General features: G+C 42.0%; 18 protein-coding genes. 11 read left to right on the forward strand and 7 right to left on the reverse strand.

Annotation, left to right across the window (positions count from 1 at the left end):
• Window positions 1-193 precede the first annotated feature (193 nt).
• The 3 genes from H8B06_RS02915 to H8B06_RS20570 form a co-directional block, all read right to left on the reverse strand.
• Window positions 194-1,369, reverse strand: coding sequence for an ATP-binding protein (locus H8B06_RS02915; RefSeq protein ID WP_190992783.1), 1,176 nt, complete (start codon window positions 1,367-1,369; stop codon window positions 194-196).
• A gap of 122 nt (window positions 1,370-1,491) precedes the next feature.
• Window positions 1,492-1,647, reverse strand: coding sequence for a hypothetical protein (locus H8B06_RS02920; protein ID WP_190992784.1), 156 nt, complete (start codon window positions 1,645-1,647; stop codon window positions 1,492-1,494).
• 39 nt (window positions 1,648-1,686) lie between these two features.
• Window positions 1,687-1,968, reverse strand: coding sequence for an ORF6N domain-containing protein (locus H8B06_RS20570; RefSeq protein WP_223857443.1), 282 nt, complete (start codon window positions 1,966-1,968; stop codon window positions 1,687-1,689).
• Window positions 1,969-2,001: 33 nt separating this feature from the next.
• Here H8B06_RS20570 and H8B06_RS02930 point away from each other — a divergent pair, with 33 nt between their 5' ends.
• Window positions 2,002-2,349 (forward strand): type II toxin-antitoxin system RelE/ParE family toxin, encoded by a 348-nt coding sequence (locus H8B06_RS02930; RefSeq protein WP_190992785.1) that lies wholly within the window; start codon window positions 2,002-2,004, stop codon window positions 2,347-2,349.
• A gap of 2 nt (window positions 2,350-2,351) precedes the next feature.
• Window positions 2,352-2,672 (forward strand): helix-turn-helix domain-containing protein, encoded by a 321-nt coding sequence (locus H8B06_RS02935; RefSeq protein WP_190992786.1) that lies wholly within the window; start codon window positions 2,352-2,354, stop codon window positions 2,670-2,672.
• A 176-nt stretch (window positions 2,673-2,848) separates the two neighbouring features.
• On the opposite strand, the gene H8B06_RS02940 is transcribed toward H8B06_RS02935, so the two are convergent.
• The gene (locus H8B06_RS02940; RefSeq protein WP_190992787.1) at window positions 2,849-3,319 is read right to left on the reverse strand and encodes a helix-turn-helix domain-containing protein; all 471 of its coding nucleotides are present in this window, start codon (window positions 3,317-3,319) and stop codon (window positions 2,849-2,851) included.
• A gap of 1,005 nt (window positions 3,320-4,324) precedes the next feature.
• Here H8B06_RS02940 and H8B06_RS02945 point away from each other — a divergent pair.
• The 3 genes from H8B06_RS02945 to H8B06_RS02955 all read left to right on the forward strand — a co-directional run bounded on the left by H8B06_RS02945 (window position 4,325) and on the right by H8B06_RS02955 (window position 10,232).
• Window positions 4,325-5,635, forward strand: a complete 1,311-nt coding sequence (locus H8B06_RS02945) for a TlpA disulfide reductase family protein (RefSeq protein ID WP_190992788.1) — start codon at window positions 4,325-4,327, stop codon at window positions 5,633-5,635.
• A gap of 13 nt (window positions 5,636-5,648) precedes the next feature.
• Complete coding sequence (locus tag H8B06_RS02950; protein ID WP_190992789.1) at window positions 5,649-8,864, forward strand: SusC/RagA family TonB-linked outer membrane protein; 3,216 nt, start codon at window positions 5,649-5,651, stop codon at window positions 8,862-8,864.
• Between the two features lie 72 nt (window positions 8,865-8,936).
• Window positions 8,937-10,232 (forward strand): RagB/SusD family nutrient uptake outer membrane protein, encoded by a 1,296-nt coding sequence (locus tag H8B06_RS02955; RefSeq protein WP_190992790.1) that lies wholly within the window; start codon window positions 8,937-8,939, stop codon window positions 10,230-10,232.
• Window positions 10,233-10,312: 80 nt separating this feature from the next.
• Here H8B06_RS02955 and H8B06_RS02960 read toward each other — a convergent pair whose 3' ends face one another.
• The 3 genes from H8B06_RS02960 to H8B06_RS02970 form a co-directional block, all read right to left on the reverse strand.
• Window positions 10,313-10,642: a hypothetical protein gene (locus tag H8B06_RS02960; RefSeq protein WP_190992791.1), complete on the reverse strand. Its 330-nt coding sequence runs from the start codon at window positions 10,640-10,642 to the stop codon at window positions 10,313-10,315.
• 253 nt (window positions 10,643-10,895) lie between these two features.
• Window positions 10,896-12,071: a hypothetical protein gene (locus H8B06_RS02965; RefSeq protein WP_190992792.1), complete on the reverse strand. Its 1,176-nt coding sequence runs from the start codon at window positions 12,069-12,071 to the stop codon at window positions 10,896-10,898.
• Between the two features lie 58 nt (window positions 12,072-12,129).
• Window positions 12,130-13,122 carry a helix-turn-helix transcriptional regulator gene (locus H8B06_RS02970; RefSeq protein WP_190992793.1) on the reverse strand — a complete coding sequence of 331 codons (993 nt, stop codon included), beginning with the start codon at window positions 13,120-13,122 and terminating at the stop codon, window positions 12,130-12,132.
• Window positions 13,123-13,635: 513 nt separating this feature from the next.
• Here H8B06_RS02970 and H8B06_RS02975 point away from each other — a divergent pair.
• From H8B06_RS02975 to H8B06_RS03000, 6 genes are all read left to right on the forward strand, one after another.
• Window positions 13,636-14,619, forward strand: coding sequence for a hypothetical protein (locus tag H8B06_RS02975; RefSeq protein WP_190992794.1), 984 nt, complete (start codon window positions 13,636-13,638; stop codon window positions 14,617-14,619).
• Between the two features lie 86 nt (window positions 14,620-14,705).
• Window positions 14,706-15,740: a LytS family sensor histidine kinase gene (locus H8B06_RS02980; RefSeq protein WP_190992795.1), complete on the forward strand. Its 1,035-nt coding sequence runs from the start codon at window positions 14,706-14,708 to the stop codon at window positions 15,738-15,740.
• Window positions 15,741-15,759: 19 nt separating this feature from the next.
• Window positions 15,760-16,578 (forward strand): LytR/AlgR family response regulator transcription factor, encoded by an 819-nt coding sequence (locus H8B06_RS02985; protein ID WP_223857444.1) that lies wholly within the window; start codon window positions 15,760-15,762, stop codon window positions 16,576-16,578.
• Between the two features lie 21 nt (window positions 16,579-16,599).
• The gene (locus tag H8B06_RS02990) at window positions 16,600-16,908 is read left to right on the forward strand and encodes a helix-turn-helix domain-containing protein (RefSeq protein ID WP_190992797.1); all 309 of its coding nucleotides are present in this window, start codon (window positions 16,600-16,602) and stop codon (window positions 16,906-16,908) included.
• A 375-nt stretch (window positions 16,909-17,283) separates the two neighbouring features.
• Complete coding sequence (locus H8B06_RS02995) at window positions 17,284-17,925, forward strand: DUF6266 family protein (RefSeq protein WP_190992798.1); 642 nt, start codon at window positions 17,284-17,286, stop codon at window positions 17,923-17,925.
• 66 nt (window positions 17,926-17,991) lie between these two features.
• On the forward strand, window positions 17,992-18,378 hold the full coding sequence (locus H8B06_RS03000; RefSeq protein WP_190992799.1) for a hypothetical protein: 387 nt from the start codon (window positions 17,992-17,994) through the stop codon (window positions 18,376-18,378).
• The last annotated feature ends 10 nt before the right edge of the window (window positions 18,379-18,388 follow it).

An 18,388-nucleotide genomic window follows, 5' to 3' on the forward strand; every position in this document is an offset into this window, starting at 1 on the left:
GATCGTCCTCTTGAAGTGCGTGATCAGTCTAAAGAATGTTATGTTTTTATCTTGAGTTTCCTGTTTCTTGCTTTGATACGATATATAGTTTTTGATTTTTTCGATCTCTAATTGCAGTTGGGCAGTTGAGGACAATACTTTATGTAGCTGTACTCTGGGGCGGAATATAAGCTAAAAGACAATTTATGTCAATTTATTTGCCGAAATAAAGCCCGTTCGACGCTTGCTTCCAGCTTACGATGTCATAATGCGTTCGGCGTTGGGATTCATTGCCTCCATATAATAATATTTTTCGTACAGCATGAGGGCTGATATGGGATTCAAACTTGTCTAATTGCTTGAATAAGTCATTTTGTATCGTTTTGGTCGCCTTGATTTCCGTTGCATAGTAGGTTTGCCTATTTTTCCATAGCAAATCGATTTCCACACCATTGCTGTCCTGCCAAAAATACAATTCTTCGAATAGATACTGATGATATAGAGACTTTTGATGTTCTGATACCATCATATTTTCGAATATATTGCCCTTTGATCTATCCGTAAGGAGTTGCTCGTCCGTTCGGATTCCTAATAAAAAACACAGCAGACCGGTATCATAAAAATAAAGCTTAGGAGTTTTAACTAACCTTTTATTCCGATTCTCGTAATAGGGTTGTAGGAGAAATGTGATATAGCTGCTTTCCAATATAGAAAGCCATTCCTTGGCCGTATTATAGGCAATGTCTGCTTCGTTCGAAAGAGCGTTAATGTTAAGCAGTTGGCCTGCCCGGTTGGCACAAAGTTTAATAAACTGTTTGAATTGGCGGGTGTCTTTGACACGTAGTAGCTCTGTAACGTCTTTTTCGACATACGTTTCCACATAGTTACCATAGAAGATGGCAGAATCGATCTCTCTATTGAATATTGCCGGATATGCTCCTTTTACAGCAGCTTCTGCATAATCATCGGCTAATAGAGCACTGTTTTGTAGTTCGGAAAAATCGAGTGGCAATAATTTAAAAAGCGCGACCCGCCCAGCCAAAGTTTGGGTAATACTTCGGAGCAAATGGAAATTTTGGGATCCTGAAAGGATATATTGTGCCATAACACCACTATTATCTACGCGGCTCTGTAGATAGGAGAATAACATAGGAACCCGCTGTACTTCATCTAAAATGACGTAGCGGTCGTAAGTGTCTAAAAAAGCAATCGGATCGCTTTCCGCAAATTGTCGGGTATTTGGATCTTCTAAGCTGATATACCGATATTCAGGGAATAGCTGTTTTAACAAGGTCGTTTTTCCAGATTGTCTGGGACCGGTAATGGCGATAATGGGAAACTTGTTCCTAGTCCGCTCTATTGCTTCATCTATTCGTCTCTTTATAAACATATTCTACAAAAAATCTTTTGTAAAAGTAACCTATTTTGATGAATTTACATAAACTGTATTGATGATTCTGCATAATTTATTTTGATGAATTTACATAGAGTTTTATATAGCCCGTAATGTGTTTATACCATCTGCTCTGCGGAGATCTCCTGTTTAAATCTAACAAGTTTATCACTGCGGTCTATGTCTAATTCCTTCGCTACCTCGCCTACAGATCCTTTAACAACGCTCAAATCGACTTCTATTACCTTAAACAAATCATCAAATTTTCTATGCATTTCTACAGATTTAAAATTACTCTCTAAATATGTTTCGCTTTAAAGGTAGCAACTCCAGTACGCCATGTTCAGCACCTTAGTCTCCACAGCATACAGGTCAGCCAAGTCTTTGTCAATCATAACCTGTTGGTTTCTGATAATAAATATCCTGTCTTCAATGATTGTAAGTCTAGCTGTTTCATTCTTGCTCATAATTCTCTTGGTTAGTGCCGTTGCATAGTAGGTTTGCCTATTTTTCCATATCAAATCGATTTCCACACCATTACTGTCCTGCCAATTAAAACCATTCCCAAAAAAGAATATCAAATATTTGTTTCCCAATCGGGAAATTTTTACCTTCGTATAAAATTTAGAATGAAGCCGAATTTTGACATAAAGTTACTGCCCGAAGCCATTGAGTTTTTGGAAAATCTTGACGAAAAAACGAGAGAGAAGATTTATTATAACATCAAAAAATCTCAATTCGTGAACGACAAAGAACTTTTCAAAAAGCTGAACGACTTCATTTGGGAGTTTCGGACACTGTACAACAGCAAGGCATACAGGCTTTTTTCCTTTTGGGATAAAACGGACGGCAACGAAACTTTGATAATTGCCACTCACGGCATTTTGAAAAAGACACAGAAAGCACCGCCAAAGGAAATCAAAAAAGCCGAAGAAATAAGAAAAGAGTACTTGGATAATAAATTAAAAAAGAAATAATTATGGCAGATAAATTCAAAACCGTTTCACTTGACACAATGATTGACAAGCATATCGGCAAACGTGGCACAGAAAAACGTGAAACGTTTGAGAACGAGTTGCGTATCGACTTGTTGGGACAAGCCATAAAGCAAGCCCGGCAAGAACGCAATCTTACACAAGAGCAGTTAGGCGAGCTTGTGGGCGTACAAAAAGCCCAAATTTCAAAAATAGAAAACAGCGTAAAAAACGCAAGATTTGAAACTATCTTAAAAGTATTTGAAGCGTTGGGAGCAAAAGTGAATTTCAACGTAGAGCTAAACAAGCAAAATGTGGCTTACTAAACATTCCAAAACAAAACAATTTCATCATTGAGAGGTCTTATGGGAAGCATTACGAGTAGTCTGAAATGTTAAAAAAGAAGCCCACTTTTGCCGGGCGCGCCAGTGGGCTTCAACTGAATTATGAATTTCTAATTTCGTGATTTTTTTTGATAGAGACAAATTTTGTCGTAGTTTCTTTACATGCCTACAACCGGGCGCTTACCATCGCCGTAGAAGTAGTCGAAAAGTTGGCTGGGTTTTAGACCGAAGGCTTTGGCTAGGCCGTAGATTTCGTCAGGATATAAATTCTTGAACTCGCCGCTTAACAGTCTTGTTAGTCTTGAGTTTTCGATGCCCGTAGCTGAAGCTATCCTTGTAATATCTTGTAGAAAGATGGATAAAAACAATCTTAGTTTATTGCTTGAATCTCCAACAGCACGGATTGGAGTGAACTTATGTTCTTTAAATAGTTTTTCACAAATTAAATCAATGTCGAGACTTAAAAGTGTAATAACATCATAGAAATTTCTCGCCAAGATGTTTCTCCTAGTTCCCAATAATTCTTTTATTCTCAATTCTAGTTCACGCTTTTCTTTTCCCGAAAACTTTTTTGAGAGAGATTTTAAAACAAAAGATGAAAAAAAATCAGTTTCTAATTTATTGTACATCAATTCTTTTTATTTTTTATTCATTAAAACAGCATTTATTTTTGCTGTTATGCATAGAGTTTGTTATATTTGTTTCGTAATCAGTTTGTTCTGATTAGAGTCTCGTCCCGGTAAGAACTAGCAATTTTTTGGACGCGAGACCTTTAGGAGCTGTCAATCCCATTTTGTACATTTGCGCATATGGGGTGAGCTCCTACTGGATTCCGTGTCGTGGTCTTTGCTAGTACCGTACTGGGACGGATGAAGGTAGGAGCTCTTCCCTTTTCAGAAATCTCCTTTCTTCTCCAGACTCCTATTTTTCTCAAGCATATAAAATGATTATGAAGAAAAACGAGTTAAAAACCGATAGCAAAGCACCACATGCCGTAGGAGAGAATCAACCTTGTCTTACTAGAAAAATGCTTTTCAAAAATATCATCCGCTCGCCGGTCTAGCGGATTTAAAGGAATAGTTGGGGAGGGTGAAAAATAGCAAATCCCGGTCGCACGCAATTGCTAAACAATACCTCCCCATCTTACCGACCAGAAATCAATGCCTCTAAAGGAGTACAGAGAATTCCCAGTCTATCTTTAAATTCGCACCTTAAATTTAGCAATAATTTCTGTTTTACCATCTTTTAGGATGTGTTGTTTGTTGCAAGGCAATAAAAATGTCTGGTCGGTTTATGAAATTTAAGAAGGAATACGGATGCAAAACCGATTATCAAAAAATTATGAAGAGCGTTTAAACGTATTCTTTTTCATCTTATTTATTAATTGCGACGAGGTGAAAGGCTAAAGCTACAAGATAGCTGCAGGATCTTACGCATAGTTTCCACCGCTTCGCATAACACCAAATAGAATGCAAAAATTATGCAATAGGGAGAGGTATTGCCTTTTTAAATCAAGATATAACCGAAGCCGAACGTTGTTCAGCTTTGTGATACCGCTTTGTTCTTCAAGTAGTTTATCTTTCATTATGGTTTTGAAGAACATAAGAATCCTTTGTTTGGGATTCTTATGTTTCATGTTGTTTAATCTATCAACAGCCTGGGCGCAGTCCGCAATTCTGCGGACTGCCGAAGGGCAAACCGAGATTAAGCCGTTGAAAATAGGCGATACCATACCCGAGGAATTTTGGGATCTACCTTTGCAGGTGGTCAATCATCCTGACGGAAAGGATACGATAACGTTGAACGACTACCGCGATAAAAAACTCATTATACTTGATTTTTGGGCGACCTGGTGTGCACCTTGTATAAAGTCGCTCCATAACGTGGATAGCCTCGATAAACTTGTCGGTATGGATATGGCAGGAATCGCGGTGACTTCACAGGGAAAAAAGGAAATAGGCACCTTTTTTGAAAGTCGCGGAAAGGAGATCGTAATCCCGTCGGTCATTGAGGATAAAGCCCTTTCGGCTTATTTTCCACGCGCTTCTATTCCGCATATTATCTGGATATATAACGGTAAGGTTTACTCGGTAACCTGGCACAATGCCGTTACCCATGATAATATTCGAACCGTTTTAAGCGGTAAACAATTTCTGGCCGAACCCAAACGCGAAAATTTAGCATATACGATACATAAACCATTAGCGGTAGATTACAACGGCGGAACGGCAGATGATCTTTTGTACCACTCGATCGTAACTGGATTTTTGGAAGGGGTAGCAGGGGCTGGAAAAGAAATAGATTCGACGGCGGGCACCTTTAAATTGCGTGCTTTGAACACCAATATAGCAGGCCTCTATAAAATGGCTGCGAAGGAACTAGACCCGCTTCTCAACCTGAACAACCGCGTACGGATAGATACAAAATTTAGAGATGAAATAACCGAAAGGACATCGCCACTTTATAACCCCGAAGTACGTAACAAGTTCTTCTCTTACGAACTGATAGTTCCCTTGAGCCTAAAATCGAAGGCTCCGGGTTTTATGATGGATGATCTCAACAGGTTCTTTTCCGGAAGTAAAAATATTGGGGGATCTATTAAAAAGGTATCGACCTCGTGTTGGGTGCTAAGAGCCGAAGAGAACGCCGCAGGACTGATGGTTCCCGAAAACATAGCGGCCGAAGATAAGGGCTTAACAGTATATAAAAATTATCCGTTTCCGGTTTTTTTCCAACGAATACTAGCTTATAGACTGCGCGATGACCCGAAGCCTATTATTGATAGAACGAACCTTAGCGGGAATATTTCGATAACTTTCCCAAAGACCGAAAGAGATATCCATAAATTAAAATTGTTTTTAAGAAAATATGGCCTGACCATCGAAGAAGAGGTCTGCGAAATTGATATGCTGGTCATACAAGACATGGAAGCTGAACAACTTTAACTAACCAAAAACGATGAAAAAAAATATATTGATTATGTTGGCAATCTCTGTTTTAATCGGCATTGTCCAAAAAGGGTGGACACAAAACAGGATCATAACCGGCAAGGTGATTGCGGAGGCGGATGGAGAAGCAATACAAGGGGTAACCTTAGCGATAGATAATCATGGACATAACACGACGTCCAATAATTTAGGTGAATTTAGATTTGAAATCCCTCCACAGACAAAACGCGTATTATTTAACCACATTTCTTATGCAGCTAACCACATCCAGCTCCAACCAGACGTGCACCACTATGTAATCAGAATGAAGCAGCTGGATCGGGAAATTGCAGAAGTGCTTGTCTCTACGGGTTACCAGAACATCCCAAAAGAACGATCGACGGGTTCATTTGAGTTGATCGACAATGAGCTACTCAACAGAAGTGTAAGTGCCGACATACTGAGCAGGATCGAGCATGTATCGAATTCAGTACTGTTCGACCGTAGACGTGTTGGCAGCCCCCAGATCAGCGTACGGGGCATCAGTACCATAGAGTCCGATGCAAGCCCGTTGATAATAGTGGATAATTTCCCCTATGAAGGAGATATCAACAATATCAATCCGAATGATATAGCGAATATAAGTATTCTTAAAGATGCCTCTGCATCGTCTATATGGGGAGCGAGGGCAGGTAATGGCGTTATTGTTATTACGACAAAGAAGGGAAAACTGCAACAACCGATAAAGGTTACAGTTAACGCCAATCTTACTTTTGGAGGTAAACCAGATGTATACTACGATCGTCGATTTCTAAATTCCCCAGAATTCATAGAAGTAGAAAAATACCTCTTTGCAAACGATTACTACACGTGGATGGAAACAGAGGTTTCGGCACCACCGCTATCACCTGCGGTTGAGCTACTTATAAAAGAACGTGAGGGCGACTTGTCGACCGCCGAAATGTTGACAGAAATCGAAAATCTAACACAGATTGACGTTCGGGATGATTATAAAAAATATATATTTCAAAGCCAGTTAAACCAGCAATATTCACTTTCGTTAACGGGTGGGAATGACAATACCAGTTTTTACCTCCACGCAGGTCATGATAATAACAGACCATCATTAGTGCGAAATAATCTCAACAGGACAAGCATAAACACTTCAGTCAGTTATTTCCCTATAAAAGCACTGGAACTTTCTTCGCAGTTGGTATTTACAGACCATCATGAAAGTTTCAATAATACCGGTTTGGAGACAATAAACAGCGGAGGAGGACGGTCAATATATCCATATGCCCAACTTGCCGATGGGAATGGCAACCCCTTATCTATCGGGAGAGATTATAACCGAGCATTTGTTGCCCAGGCACCTGATCAAGGGCTATTGGACTGGAGCTATAGGCCTCTTGATGAAATCAGCAACGCCAACCACAGGAGTAGAAGGAGCGAAATACGGATAAACACGCTCTTGAAATACAATCTGAGCAAGGAGATAAGTATGGAGGGAAGATATCAATACCAGAATCAATACAGCAATACCCGTAACCTACAGGAAAGATCATTGTATTATGTGCGGAATTTGCAGAATCAATACGCTTATGTCGATGACGGGGGGATACTTCAATTTCCCGTGCCGAAAGGCGCTATATTGGATAATAGCACAGTGAATATGCACGCTCATTTTTTTAGAGGGCAATTGAATCTGGATAAGAGATGGGCGCTTCATGAGATAAACGCAATTGCAGGCTATGAGATCCGACAGGCAAAAACAGCGGGTATCGATTCCAGGCTTTATGGTTACGATGACGATAAGCTTACCTCCGTACCGGTAGACCATATTACCCAATTTCTGGTCATGCCCTATTATTATAATGCCACTATCCCTACAGGAGATTATCTGACCGGATTATTGGACCGGAATAGTTCTTTCTTTGCAAATATGGCATACGCTTACGATAACAGATATATTTTGTCTGCAAGTGCGCGAAATGACAGATCAAACCTGTTTGGTGTTAAGTCGAATCAGAAAGCCGTTCCACTATGGTCTGTAGGGTCAGGATGGCGGATAAGTTCCGAACGGTTCTATCCTTTTTCATCTACTATTCCCGAATTGAAATTACGCGCAACATACGGTTTTAGCGGTAATGTTAATAAGTCTTTGACAGCTTATGCAACGGGAGTATATAGTACCGATTTTACTACCGGTATGCCTTACCTCCAATTATTGACTCCTCCAAACCCATCGTTACGTTGGGAAAAGGTAAGAACAATAAATTACGGGCTTGACTTTACGACGAAAAACGGAACGGTTTCGGGAAGCATCGAACTGTATACGAAAAATGGGACAGACCTCATCGGAAAGATATCGATAGATCCCACCATTGGTCACAGCGTGGGGGGAAGAAATGAGTTTGTCGGAAACAATGCGTCCCTTAAAGCCAAAGGAGTTGATATAAATCTGAACTTCAACAAAGAGATAAGGCAGGTCAGACTGTCTTCCCAGCTTTTGTTCAGCTATAACCGGGATGAAATTACCAGGTATGCGTATGAACAGACGACTATAACAAGTCATTTCTCCCCAATTCCCGTTCCTGTGGAAGGTAATAACCGACATGCACTTTATAGTCTCCGGTGGGCCGGACTGGATGAAAGCAATGGAGATCCGCAGATTTATGTAGGAGGTGAGGTTAATAAGGATTACAGTAGAATCATGTCACTGTTGGGCAAGGAGGATGTACTTTATAATGGGCCATCATTGCCAAAATATTTTGGTTCATGGAGAAATTCCGTGACCGTTAGAAATTTCACGGTCGGCTTCAATATTACTTACAAATTGGGACATTTTTTCAGACGTTCGTCGATCGATTACGCAGCCCTGTATAATAACTCGATTGGTCACGTTGATTTTAACGACAGATGGAAAACATCCGGCGACGGATCGTCTACACAGATACCATCCATGCCCGCACCGGGAACGAGCAGCACCCGGGATTATATATACACATTTTCGGATCTACTGATCGAGAAAGCTGATCATATCCGTCTGCAGGATATAAATTTAAGATACGATTTTTCTAGAAATAGTTTGCGGCGCATCCCATTCGAAACGATAAGTGTTTATGGATACATAAACAATGTGGGGATGTTATGGAGGAGCAATAGGTACGGAATCGACCCGGATTATACCAGCCGTATATATCCTCCGGTGACTACTTATTCTATTGGTATAAAAGCACAATTTTAATTTGATGTTATGAGAGCAATATATGTAATAGTGATAATGAGTTTATGGTGCCTTTCCTGTAGCAAAGGTTTTATGGACGCAAAGCCGGATAAAAGGGCGGTTGTTCCTTCCTCATTGGAAGACTGCCAGGCAATGGCTGATTATACAGATGTAATGAATGCCTATATGCCGTCCTTGGGAGAAATTGCATCAGATGATTTTTATGTGACGTATTCAACCTGGAATACCCTTACAAGCGCATCTGAAAAAAATGCATACATCTGGGCCAGGGAAATTTTTGACGGAGGTGTGTCGCTGGACTGGAATAACAGGTATCAGCAGATATTTTACGCAAATAATATATTGGAAGTACTCGAAAGCATGGTGGAGATCACCGACATTGATCGGTATAATTCGCTTAAAGGAACTGCGTTATTCTTTAGAGCATTCGCCCATTATCAGCTGGCACAGATATTTTCAAAGCCTTATGTATACCAGACAGACAATAGTGGATCGTCCATCCCTTTACGGTTAACCAGTGACCTTAATATCCCATCTGGACAGTCCACGGTTGGAGAAGTCTACGGCCAGATCGTTTCTGACCTAGAGCATGCTGCAGAATTGCTGCCCGATAAAACCCACCTAAAGACAAGACCTAACAGAATGGCGGTGTTTGCCCTTCTGGCCCGGATATTTCTAACTATGCAAGACTACCAAAATGCTGCAAAAAATGCGGAATTGGCCATACAGGGACAGGGAGACAGTCTGATAGATTATAAAGATCTATCAGCAGCCTCGACGTATCCGATTCCGATGTATAATTCGGAAGTGATCTTCCATAGCACATTAGCCGGTACGCGAATATTGGCAAATACCAGACATATTGTCGATCCTAGCCTGTTCGAATCTTATCTGGCCGATGATGTTCGCAAGACCGTTTTTTTTAAAAAGGATGCGCAGGGACAGAACCAGTTTCGGGGAAGTTATGCGGGTTCGGCAACATATTTTAATGGGTTAGCGCTCGATGAGATGTTTCTTATCTATGCAGAGTGTAAAGTTCGCTTAGAGAAAATAGAGGATGGCCTAAATGCATTGAACACACTTTTGGAAACACGTTTTTATGAAGGCGCGTTTGTTCCCTTTACAAATTTAGATAAGCAACGGGCTCTGAATACGGTTCTCGCAGAACGGAGAAAAGAATTATTGTTCAGAGGGCTTCGGTGGACTGATCTACGGAGGCTGAATTTAGACCCGTCAACAGCACGGACATTAAAGAGAGAGCTAGATGGTGAAGTATACGAGATGGAACCGAACAGCCCAAATTATGTGTACCCATTTCCAGATAATGTAATGCAGTTAACGGATTTTACACAAAACGAGCGCTTTTGAGAGCATGTGGTAAAAGACTAATCACGGGCAATTTTCCGGAGAATTGCCCGTGATTATCTGAACAGCATTAAATGAGTCTGTTATGGTTTTGTTCTCCAGTCAATATGATTGTCTACTTCTGCTGATTTTACCTGTCTGACGCCTCCGACAACTTCTGTTTGTGAAGCATTATATTGTCGGGCACAATCAGCTTCTTCAAATTTATCCGGACATATGGAGTTCGGATTGGTAAGCTGCGTTGTCGTAGGCTCATCACCGGCGGCATTCATTTGGAACCAATAAGTGGTCTGTGCTTCTTTGGCGTCTGTGTACTCTTCCGTCTCTGCGGCACCCACAATCATAAAAAGGCCAAATACAAATGTTAATACTGTTAAACTGGTACGTAGCCAGTACTTTTTTAAAATATTCATAAGATGTTAATTTTATTTTTTAAAATTTATGTTTAAAATCGGCCAAACGGCATGCCCTTGCCGCAAAATAGCATCCGTAGTGCTGAGGCATTAATTCTGTTCACCCGCCTGCCGGGGAAAAACGCAAATTTTCTGTTGTGGTGTCTTGTACGCATGATTATATCCCTTTACTTTGTTTACATTTCAAAAGTAAAGGGTATAATCAAGCGTGTGTTAGGCAAAAGTTGACATCAGTAAGGGGCAAAAGTTGATATTACGGCTTTGTCTTTTGGATAAGCAAGTCGTCTATGGTCGAAGGGTTTTTGATCCAGCGTACACCCAGTAAACCACGATGAATAGTAAAGGAAAGCGTGTCCCCCACCTCAACCCGATTGTAAATCGACCCTTTTATGTCAAAACCTGTTGGCTTTCCATCCCCCCATATATCGATGTCAACAGTGAAAAAAGGCGGAAAGCTATCCGTATGGTGTTTTGCATATATCGGCACCTGAACAGATTCTGCAGACTTTCCGGTAGGCGCACAGTTGATCATGTGGAGCAAACCGAATAACACAAATGGCAGGCATAAAAAAGTAATATAATAAGCATGGCTATAGAGTAAACGACGGTAACGCCAATGGAGAATGACCGTCAGGACAAAGCTGGCAACGGCGAGCGGGATAGAGGTTGAAACGCTGAATTCTAAAAATACAGAATGTAAAAATAGCACTGTCAGAAGAAATAAAGCGAAGGGTATAGGACGCATCACGACTTCGAGCGTGTCCGACAGATAGATTTTTGGCAGTTTACTAAACGTATACCATAAATAGGAGATAATGGAGACAAATAGTACATAGGCAAAAAAATTGAAAATCGGATGTACCCAGAATTGAAACAGGGTAATATAAGCCAGTATGCTGGGTACTATCCAGAGGAGGGCAATGCAATGTAGCTGATGCCTGCGAAAGATCGATAAAGACGGAACAGTCGGATAGTCCGTGCGGCCCACACCCTGCGCTATGAAATGGTCCCGTTCAGCCAATCGATGTTTTACAGGGGCAAATCCATTGCAAAATATAGAAATATGAAGCGCGGGCTGGAATTTTCCATTACGGAGGTCGACGTTTGTAGTGGCTGAGGAGTCGTCTATATGTTGGCGGGTGAACGTAAAACGTAGTTTACTTTTGCCAAAAGGTAATGTTTTTCGCCATTCTAGAATCTTATCATGATCCGGAACGAGGCGGTAGCTGATAATTTCCGTTAGGTACAGGCCAAATACGATGAATACGATGGCAAACATACCGCCACCAAACCAAAACAGATCCGTAGCAGATGGATCGTTATAGGTGCTGTAGAGTAAAAAACTGCCCAAGGAAAAAAAGACACAAACAATAATGAAAACGAGGATAATGTACCAACGATAATAAGTGTAGACGATTTTTTGACACATAGTTATAAGAGCTAATAAAATGAATATAATGATTTAATTGGATATTTATAGTGAATTTCTACCGCCGTCGGTACTGCGCCGGCGTCATCCCTGTTTTCCGCTTAAAGAAACGGTTCAATTCGCGGACACCCGGAAATCCACACAGTACGCTGATTTCCAGTAGGGTATAAGGCTCTTCCAATAATTGTCTTATTTTTTCCGTAACTAGACCATCGCGGTAGTCGTTCAATTTTTGCTGATAATATTGCTGGTGCAACCGGCTAAGGTACTCGTGGCGTACATGCAGCTGCCCAGCGACGTCCCGGATGCGCACCGCGTTGCCGTGCTTGGCAATACGGCCCGCCAGCAGGTCGCGGCAGCGTTGTATAAGCAATTCGGGATCGGTGGTACGTTCATAGGCATCATATATTTTTTCTTTTGCGAGTTTCAACAAGCGGATCAGTTCCTGGAGGACAAACTTTTCATTTTCGATATCGCCCTTTTTGATATGTTGGCAAAAGCGCCTGATCTGGTTAAGCGTGTACTCACCGGCAGGGAAATCGATGCTCCCTACAGGTTCGGAAAGGTTTGCCCGATAGGCTTCGATGACTTCGTGCAAAAAGCTGAAAGGGCGCTCGTTACCGTCGCGGAACAGGCCGCCGTCAAAATAGAAGCCGAAAAGACAATAGGTTCCCGCCTCAAATTGGAGCTGATACCGACCGCCGGGCAAATAAGCGCAGCGGCCATGCTCTGGTAGAAGCTCGGTGTAGATTTCGCCTGTATCGTTGCACAGGGCGACCGCTGCATCACCTTGAAGGAGATAAAACACGTGTAGGTCCGCCATGTCCGCCTGGACAGAAATAGTCCGTTTTTTTAGCAGGGAAAAGTCGTAACTGTACAGGTAGCAGTCTTTGGCATCAAATTCCTGCTCGATGGCATAATCCTGTCCGTTATCATAGCAACGTACGGTAGCTTGCTGTATCGGGATCGTTGGACCGGGTATATCCGATACGGATATGCTCCGTGGTATTCCAAAATGTGGTTCCAGGTTAAGGAATAGGCTTTTCTTCATGTGTATATACGTCCGTTCATGTGCGGCTAGACTAATAAAAATTATCCTCTTAGAAGAAAAAAATAATGAATGGTATCTAAAAGGGGTATGAACGGTTACGCGGAGCGGGTGAATGGATTGAGGGCTCCGAAAATGCTATTCATGGGTTGTACGTGGCTATTCATTGTTTTTTTACGTTAAACAAAAAGAAACAACCAATTTCACACCGTGATCACGCTACTCCGATGGCCATGGAGCAAAGCGATCTGCTTAGGAAAAGTAGATGCTCAGTGCAAATATAAATCGTATAGAAATGGAACAGTTTATTTTAGAAATCCAATCTATTGCCGCAAGCGGTATCCAAACTTTCGACATGAGAGAAGGCTTTAGCCTTTTGAGTCAAGTGGGGGGTACCGGAAAATGTACTCTTTACTACATTTAAGGTAGAATACCACTAATAAATGGCATCTAGATCGCCAAACTAGCCTGTTATAACGACAGGCTAGTCATTTAAACCTATTACACTTTTTTAACATGAAGAATAACCATAAATTATCCTTTTCTTTTTCAGAAGAGGCGCATACGCGTGGAGATGGTCCTACGTGGAATAGCAGTGTAAGATTCGTTACGTTGCTCTATCACTGGGGCATAGTACAGGACTATCCGCATCTTATCGAACTGATTGCCCGGCATCAAAACTGGTATAAACAATCAAGATTTAAAGATGATGCCCGACTATTGGAGCAATTGGTAAGACAGTGGCCCCCGGTTGATAAAAAGCCGCGTATATGGGCTTGCTTCCATATAGGTCCGTATGGGCTAATCCCCCGAACACTGCTGCTAAGAGACCGTGGTGTTGCGATCTTATTGAAAGATGAAGTTTTTGAAGAGCAACAAGATATGTATTTACTGTATTTTCAGAAAACATTCGGTCGCCAACCTGCCGACTCGGAATTGCGGTTTATCCGTAGCGGTGACCCCGACTGTTTAACACAGTTGAAAAGAAGCGTGGCAGATGGATTGGATGTGATCTGCTTCGTCGACGGCAAAGAGGGGGGTACGGCATCGAGAGGCTGGACGATGGTCAACCTGCATGATATGCCGATTCCTGTACGTTATGGTATCGCAGTGCTCAGCCGTTGGACGGGTGCTACGGTACGGCCTATTGTGTTTTCGCTGGTTCAAGGTATGCCCAAGATACATAGTCGATGGGATTTCCTCCCGGTCACAACGAATCAATATCGATCCTTGATGCAATATTGTTATGATCTGTTACATGACCTTACGGCTGAGGAATGGCTACAATGGGAATTTGCACCATCATTTTTTGATAGCGTGATGGCGAGTAGCAAAAAAAAGGAGAATGTGATGGCAAAAGGGCAGGCTTGGTGGGTTCCGATTATGACACCAAAAGAACACTTATTAATCGATGTAAAGTCTGGCCAGACGGTTGTTGTCTCCGAAGCGGAACATCAATACCTCTGCAGCAAAATCAAGCGAATCGTCGTGAAAATTTAATAAAGGACGACAAAAAGTCAATTGTAGCCTTTGTATTTTCCAAATAATTACGTTTTTTTACCAGTCCGACCTATTGAATCACTCGAATGAGAAACGTGTATATTTTACGACCCTTTCCGAAGGCCGTCCATATCGTTATTTGGTTTTTTTATTTTGGATGGGTAAGCTACGGAAACATTAGCCTACATGGTCTTAGCTACTGGAAAGTGCTGCTGCTGGCTATACCGTTAATGCTGGGGATCATTTATCTTAACCGCTATTGGCTTCGTAAACTCGTAGGCCGCGGAAAACTAAACAAAAAAACGACTATCTGGATGCTAGTTGCTGTGCTGACGGTCGGCCTTGCCTTATACCTAGCGCTATATGTTTGGCCTACAGCATTGATCCGGCTTGTCCTGCCCGAAGCGGCGGTCAAAGGTGTCTGGCTATATTTCTTAGATTTTACGGCATTTTATTGGTCGTTTGCATGGAAAGGGATCGGCCTCGGATTGGCAGAGTTAGCGGTAAACATACTGAAGTGGAAGAGATGTACGGCGGAGCAGCGAAGGGACCAGATGGCAGCATACCAGAGGCAAGCAGAATTGAAGAGATGGCTGTCCCATTTTATGGGGAATATTGCTCAGCATATGTTGCAGATCATTTCAATCCGGCGAAAATCAATTGAAGCCTATCTCGCACTGAGTAGCCGCTGCGTGAGGTTAATGACGCGGACAAATATGATGGTGCCGTTGGTAGAAGAGCTTCAGGATTTGACAAGATTAGCGGGCTTATTTGACGACGAACCCATCCTATTGGATTTAGCCATAGAAACGGAAGACTACCAAATTGTACCCATGATGTTGCTCGGGTTATTTAAAAATATGTGTAAACATGGTGAATTCGGTGAGGGAGCCCTACCTGCGGTGTTTACCGTAATCGCTACGGTTGACAAATTGCAGGTCTATACGCAAAACCAGGTCGCGGGACATTCGGCATGGCTCTACAAAGAAGGTGGAACGGGGTTAGATCAACTGGAGCTGTTACTGCAGCTGTATTATGGGGAAAAGGCAACCTTGCATCATGAAACGGATGGCGATCTATTTCGGTCAACATTGACCATCGAGTATAGTAATGAGTATTAAATCAGATAGATAGACAAACATGAAAATTATTACTAAAAAGTTGAAAGTTCTCGTAATCGACGACGATCCTGTAGCGCTAAAGCTTATCGCAAATTATGTTAAAGCAACGGATGGTTTGGAATTGGTATGCCAGACAACGAATCCACGTAAGGGCATGGATGTATTAAAAAAAAGCGAGATCCACGTGATCTTTTTGGATATGGAAATGCCGGGTTTGAGTGGTATGGAATTTTTGGCACAATTAAAAATAATTGCAGAAGATAATCCAAAAATCGCAGATATTGCCATCGTTGTATGTAGTGCCTACGATCGTTTTGCCGTGGACAGCTTTCATTATGAGGCTGCAGATTATTTAGTTAAACCGATTTTTTTTGAGCGCTATACGACCGCGGTAAAAAAAGTGAAGCAGAGATGGCATCGGTTGAGCTTAAATATGCTCTCTTCAGATAACGACTGCCTGATGGTGTATACCCAACGGGGCAAACTGTACCGAAAATTGCGTTACGACGATATACTGTACCTCGAGGCAAAAGATGAAAAAACATGGATATGGGTAAGTCAGCGTGAATATTACGAAATTGATGACGTACTAAAAGATGTGTTGCTCCTACTACCCCGTGCAAGGTTCGCCCGGGTACACCGGAGTTATGCGATATCGTTGGCTCACTTTGAATTTATGAAGGGGAACGAAATCGGCATCAGAGGAACCTCGGCGAAAAATGTAAAAATGGGAAGAACAGGTGACTATGAGCTCTTTAAGGACTGGCTGTCGGAAAACGCCGTTAAAGGACGATACGTCGCTGATGTGGAAGACAATAAAAAATTATCGAATTATTAAATGTATTAATAAACATAACAAATGAAAAAGAGTAAAGAATATATGAAATGGCGGGCGAGAACCGTAGCGAAGATATTACTAACGAAACACGCAGTCTATAAAAAAGTGCTGACACTGTTGCGAAAGCAGTTGGCTGCAGAGGAAGAGATACAGCTTCTTTCTGCAAAAGACGTGCAAACCCTGTTTACGATTGGGCATAGCACCTATTATCGTTGGATTAAATCCGGCAGGCTGACACCCACGATCGTTAATGGTCGTCACTATTATCGAAAAGAGGAGATTATCGCACTACTGGAAAAACGAAGATATAGAAACCGGGGTGGATTTTGATCGTATCTTGTTCGGGTGATCTTCGACAGGTGTTCGGGTGCCTTTCGAGACATGTTCGAGACAGCTTCGAGTCTCCCTCGACAGTTGTTCGGGTGCTGTTCGGAATTTTCCGAACAGCACCCGAATAATACCCGAAGCCCACCCGAAGAAATAGCGCGGATATCCCGATCCAGCTTCGAAGAAAACCTATAGACCTGTCGAATACTTTCCGAATAGCACTGTGCGTATCGCTTTATCCCATAATATCCCACATTGTCCCGTATTGTCCCTTTAATTTTTTGGGTGTGGAAAGCACCCTACTTTAGCACTCGGTACCACAGAAATAACGGTTGAGCATGCCGACCGATGGTTAAATAAAATTAAAAAAATAAGAAAATGGCAAAGTTTTTAAAAGGTATTACCGGAGCCTATTCCGGCAAAGTTGGAAATGTAATTGGAAGCAACTGGCGTAATGTAGATTATGTCCGTTCATTGCCCAAACCGAGTAAAAAGCCGGCTACGGCAGATCAATTGGCGCAACGAGCACGATTTGCACGGGCTGTTTCTTTTTTGTCTCCTATTACTGACCTCGTGAATTTAGGTTATTCAGATAAACAGCAGGGAAAATGTACAGGTTATAACAAAGCGCTCCAACATTTGATTAATCACGGCATTATGGGGGAATATCCAAACTATACGCTCAATTATGAAGCTGTAGTTATCGCGCGGGGGAGTCTGGCCAATCTTATTGGGGTAGCTTGGACCGAAACAAGTCCAAAAAATCTGGAAGTAAGCTGGGTGCCGGAAGTCAATCGATTCAATGCGTTTACGGACGACTCCGTGATTTTATTGGTGTACAACATCGAAAAATCCTTTTTCAATGTATTGGAATCTGCCACACGGGAAGATGGCGCCCTAACATTTACGGTACCTGATGTATACGAAGGAGACCGGATGGTTGGTTGGGTATTCACAGGTCACCGCGATGGTGTGAAAACTTCAGGTAGTTTTTATCTAGGGGAAATCACGATCTCTTAGTTAAACAAGGGCACCCAACCCGGGTGCCCTTAACTTCTAACAGATAAAAAACAAAAAAATAAACAGATGAAATCAATAGAGACAAAAGCACCTTGGCTTATCGACGATATAGCCTTGGAACTTTCGGTAAAACACAAGATAGGGTTGACAATGCTTGCACTCGCGGGCATGTTTATTTTTGCCGGCACCATATTGCAGGTCATCGATCCGACGGCAGCAGTACTGGATATCGGTATCCTATCGGTACTGTTGATGGGATTGCTTGGCGGAATGGCAGCCGTGTTCTGCAGTCTTTGGCTACAGGAAATCCTCTGGCAGCCTTTCAAGTTCTTCCGTAAAAAGCTCTTCTATCACCTTGAACAACTAACATCATGGCAACAATGTATCCTTTATTTCTCGGTATTCTTTTTATTGCTGTATGCAGCCATCTGGATGCTGTCGATCGTACTGTAAACACGCAAAC

The organism is Sphingobacterium micropteri, from assembly GCF_014692515.1.
In the GTDB taxonomy this organism is placed as follows: Bacteria; Bacteroidota; Bacteroidia; order Sphingobacteriales; family Sphingobacteriaceae; genus Sphingobacterium; species Sphingobacterium micropteri.

Bases quoted from the DNA above. Each gene is read 5' to 3' on its own strand.
- H8B06_RS03000 (WP_190992799.1), top strand. From the start codon at position 17,992: ATGAAATCAATAGAGACAAAAGCACCTTGGCTTATCGACGATATAGCC.
- H8B06_RS02955 (WP_190992790.1), top strand. From the start codon at position 8,937: ATGGACGCAAAGCCGGATAAAAGGGCGGTTGTTCCTTCCTCATTGGAA.
- H8B06_RS02940 (WP_190992787.1), bottom strand. From the start codon at position 3,319: ATGTACAATAAATTAGAAACTGATTTTTTTTCATCTTTTGTTTTAAAA.
- H8B06_RS02945 (WP_190992788.1), top strand. From the start codon at position 4,325: ATGTTGTTTAATCTATCAACAGCCTGGGCGCAGTCCGCAATTCTGCGG.
- H8B06_RS02915 (WP_190992783.1), bottom strand. From the start codon at position 1,369: ATGTTTATAAAGAGACGAATAGATGAAGCAATAGAGCGGACTAGGAAC.
- H8B06_RS02970 (WP_190992793.1), bottom strand. From the start codon at position 13,122: ATGAAGAAAAGCCTATTCCTTAACCTGGAACCACATTTTGGAATACCA.
- H8B06_RS02965 (WP_190992792.1), bottom strand. From the start codon at position 12,071: ATGTGTCAAAAAATCGTCTACACTTATTATCGTTGGTACATTATCCTC.
- H8B06_RS02930 (WP_190992785.1), top strand. From the start codon at position 2,002: ATGAAGCCGAATTTTGACATAAAGTTACTGCCCGAAGCCATTGAGTTT.
- H8B06_RS02950 (WP_190992789.1), top strand. From the start codon at position 5,649: ATGAAAAAAAATATATTGATTATGTTGGCAATCTCTGTTTTAATCGGC.
- H8B06_RS02985 (WP_223857444.1), top strand. From the start codon at position 15,760: ATGAAAATTATTACTAAAAAGTTGAAAGTTCTCGTAATCGACGACGAT.
- H8B06_RS02920 (WP_190992784.1), bottom strand. From the start codon at position 1,647: ATGCATAGAAAATTTGATGATTTGTTTAAGGTAATAGAAGTCGATTTG.
- H8B06_RS02975 (WP_190992794.1), top strand. From the start codon at position 13,636: ATGAAGAATAACCATAAATTATCCTTTTCTTTTTCAGAAGAGGCGCAT.
- H8B06_RS02980 (WP_190992795.1), top strand. From the start codon at position 14,706: ATGAGAAACGTGTATATTTTACGACCCTTTCCGAAGGCCGTCCATATC.
- H8B06_RS02995 (WP_190992798.1), top strand. From the start codon at position 17,284: ATGGCAAAGTTTTTAAAAGGTATTACCGGAGCCTATTCCGGCAAAGTT.
- H8B06_RS02990 (WP_190992797.1), top strand. From the start codon at position 16,600: ATGAAAAAGAGTAAAGAATATATGAAATGGCGGGCGAGAACCGTAGCG.
- H8B06_RS02960 (WP_190992791.1), bottom strand. From the start codon at position 10,642: ATGAATATTTTAAAAAAGTACTGGCTACGTACCAGTTTAACAGTATTA.
- H8B06_RS02935 (WP_190992786.1), top strand. From the start codon at position 2,352: ATGGCAGATAAATTCAAAACCGTTTCACTTGACACAATGATTGACAAG.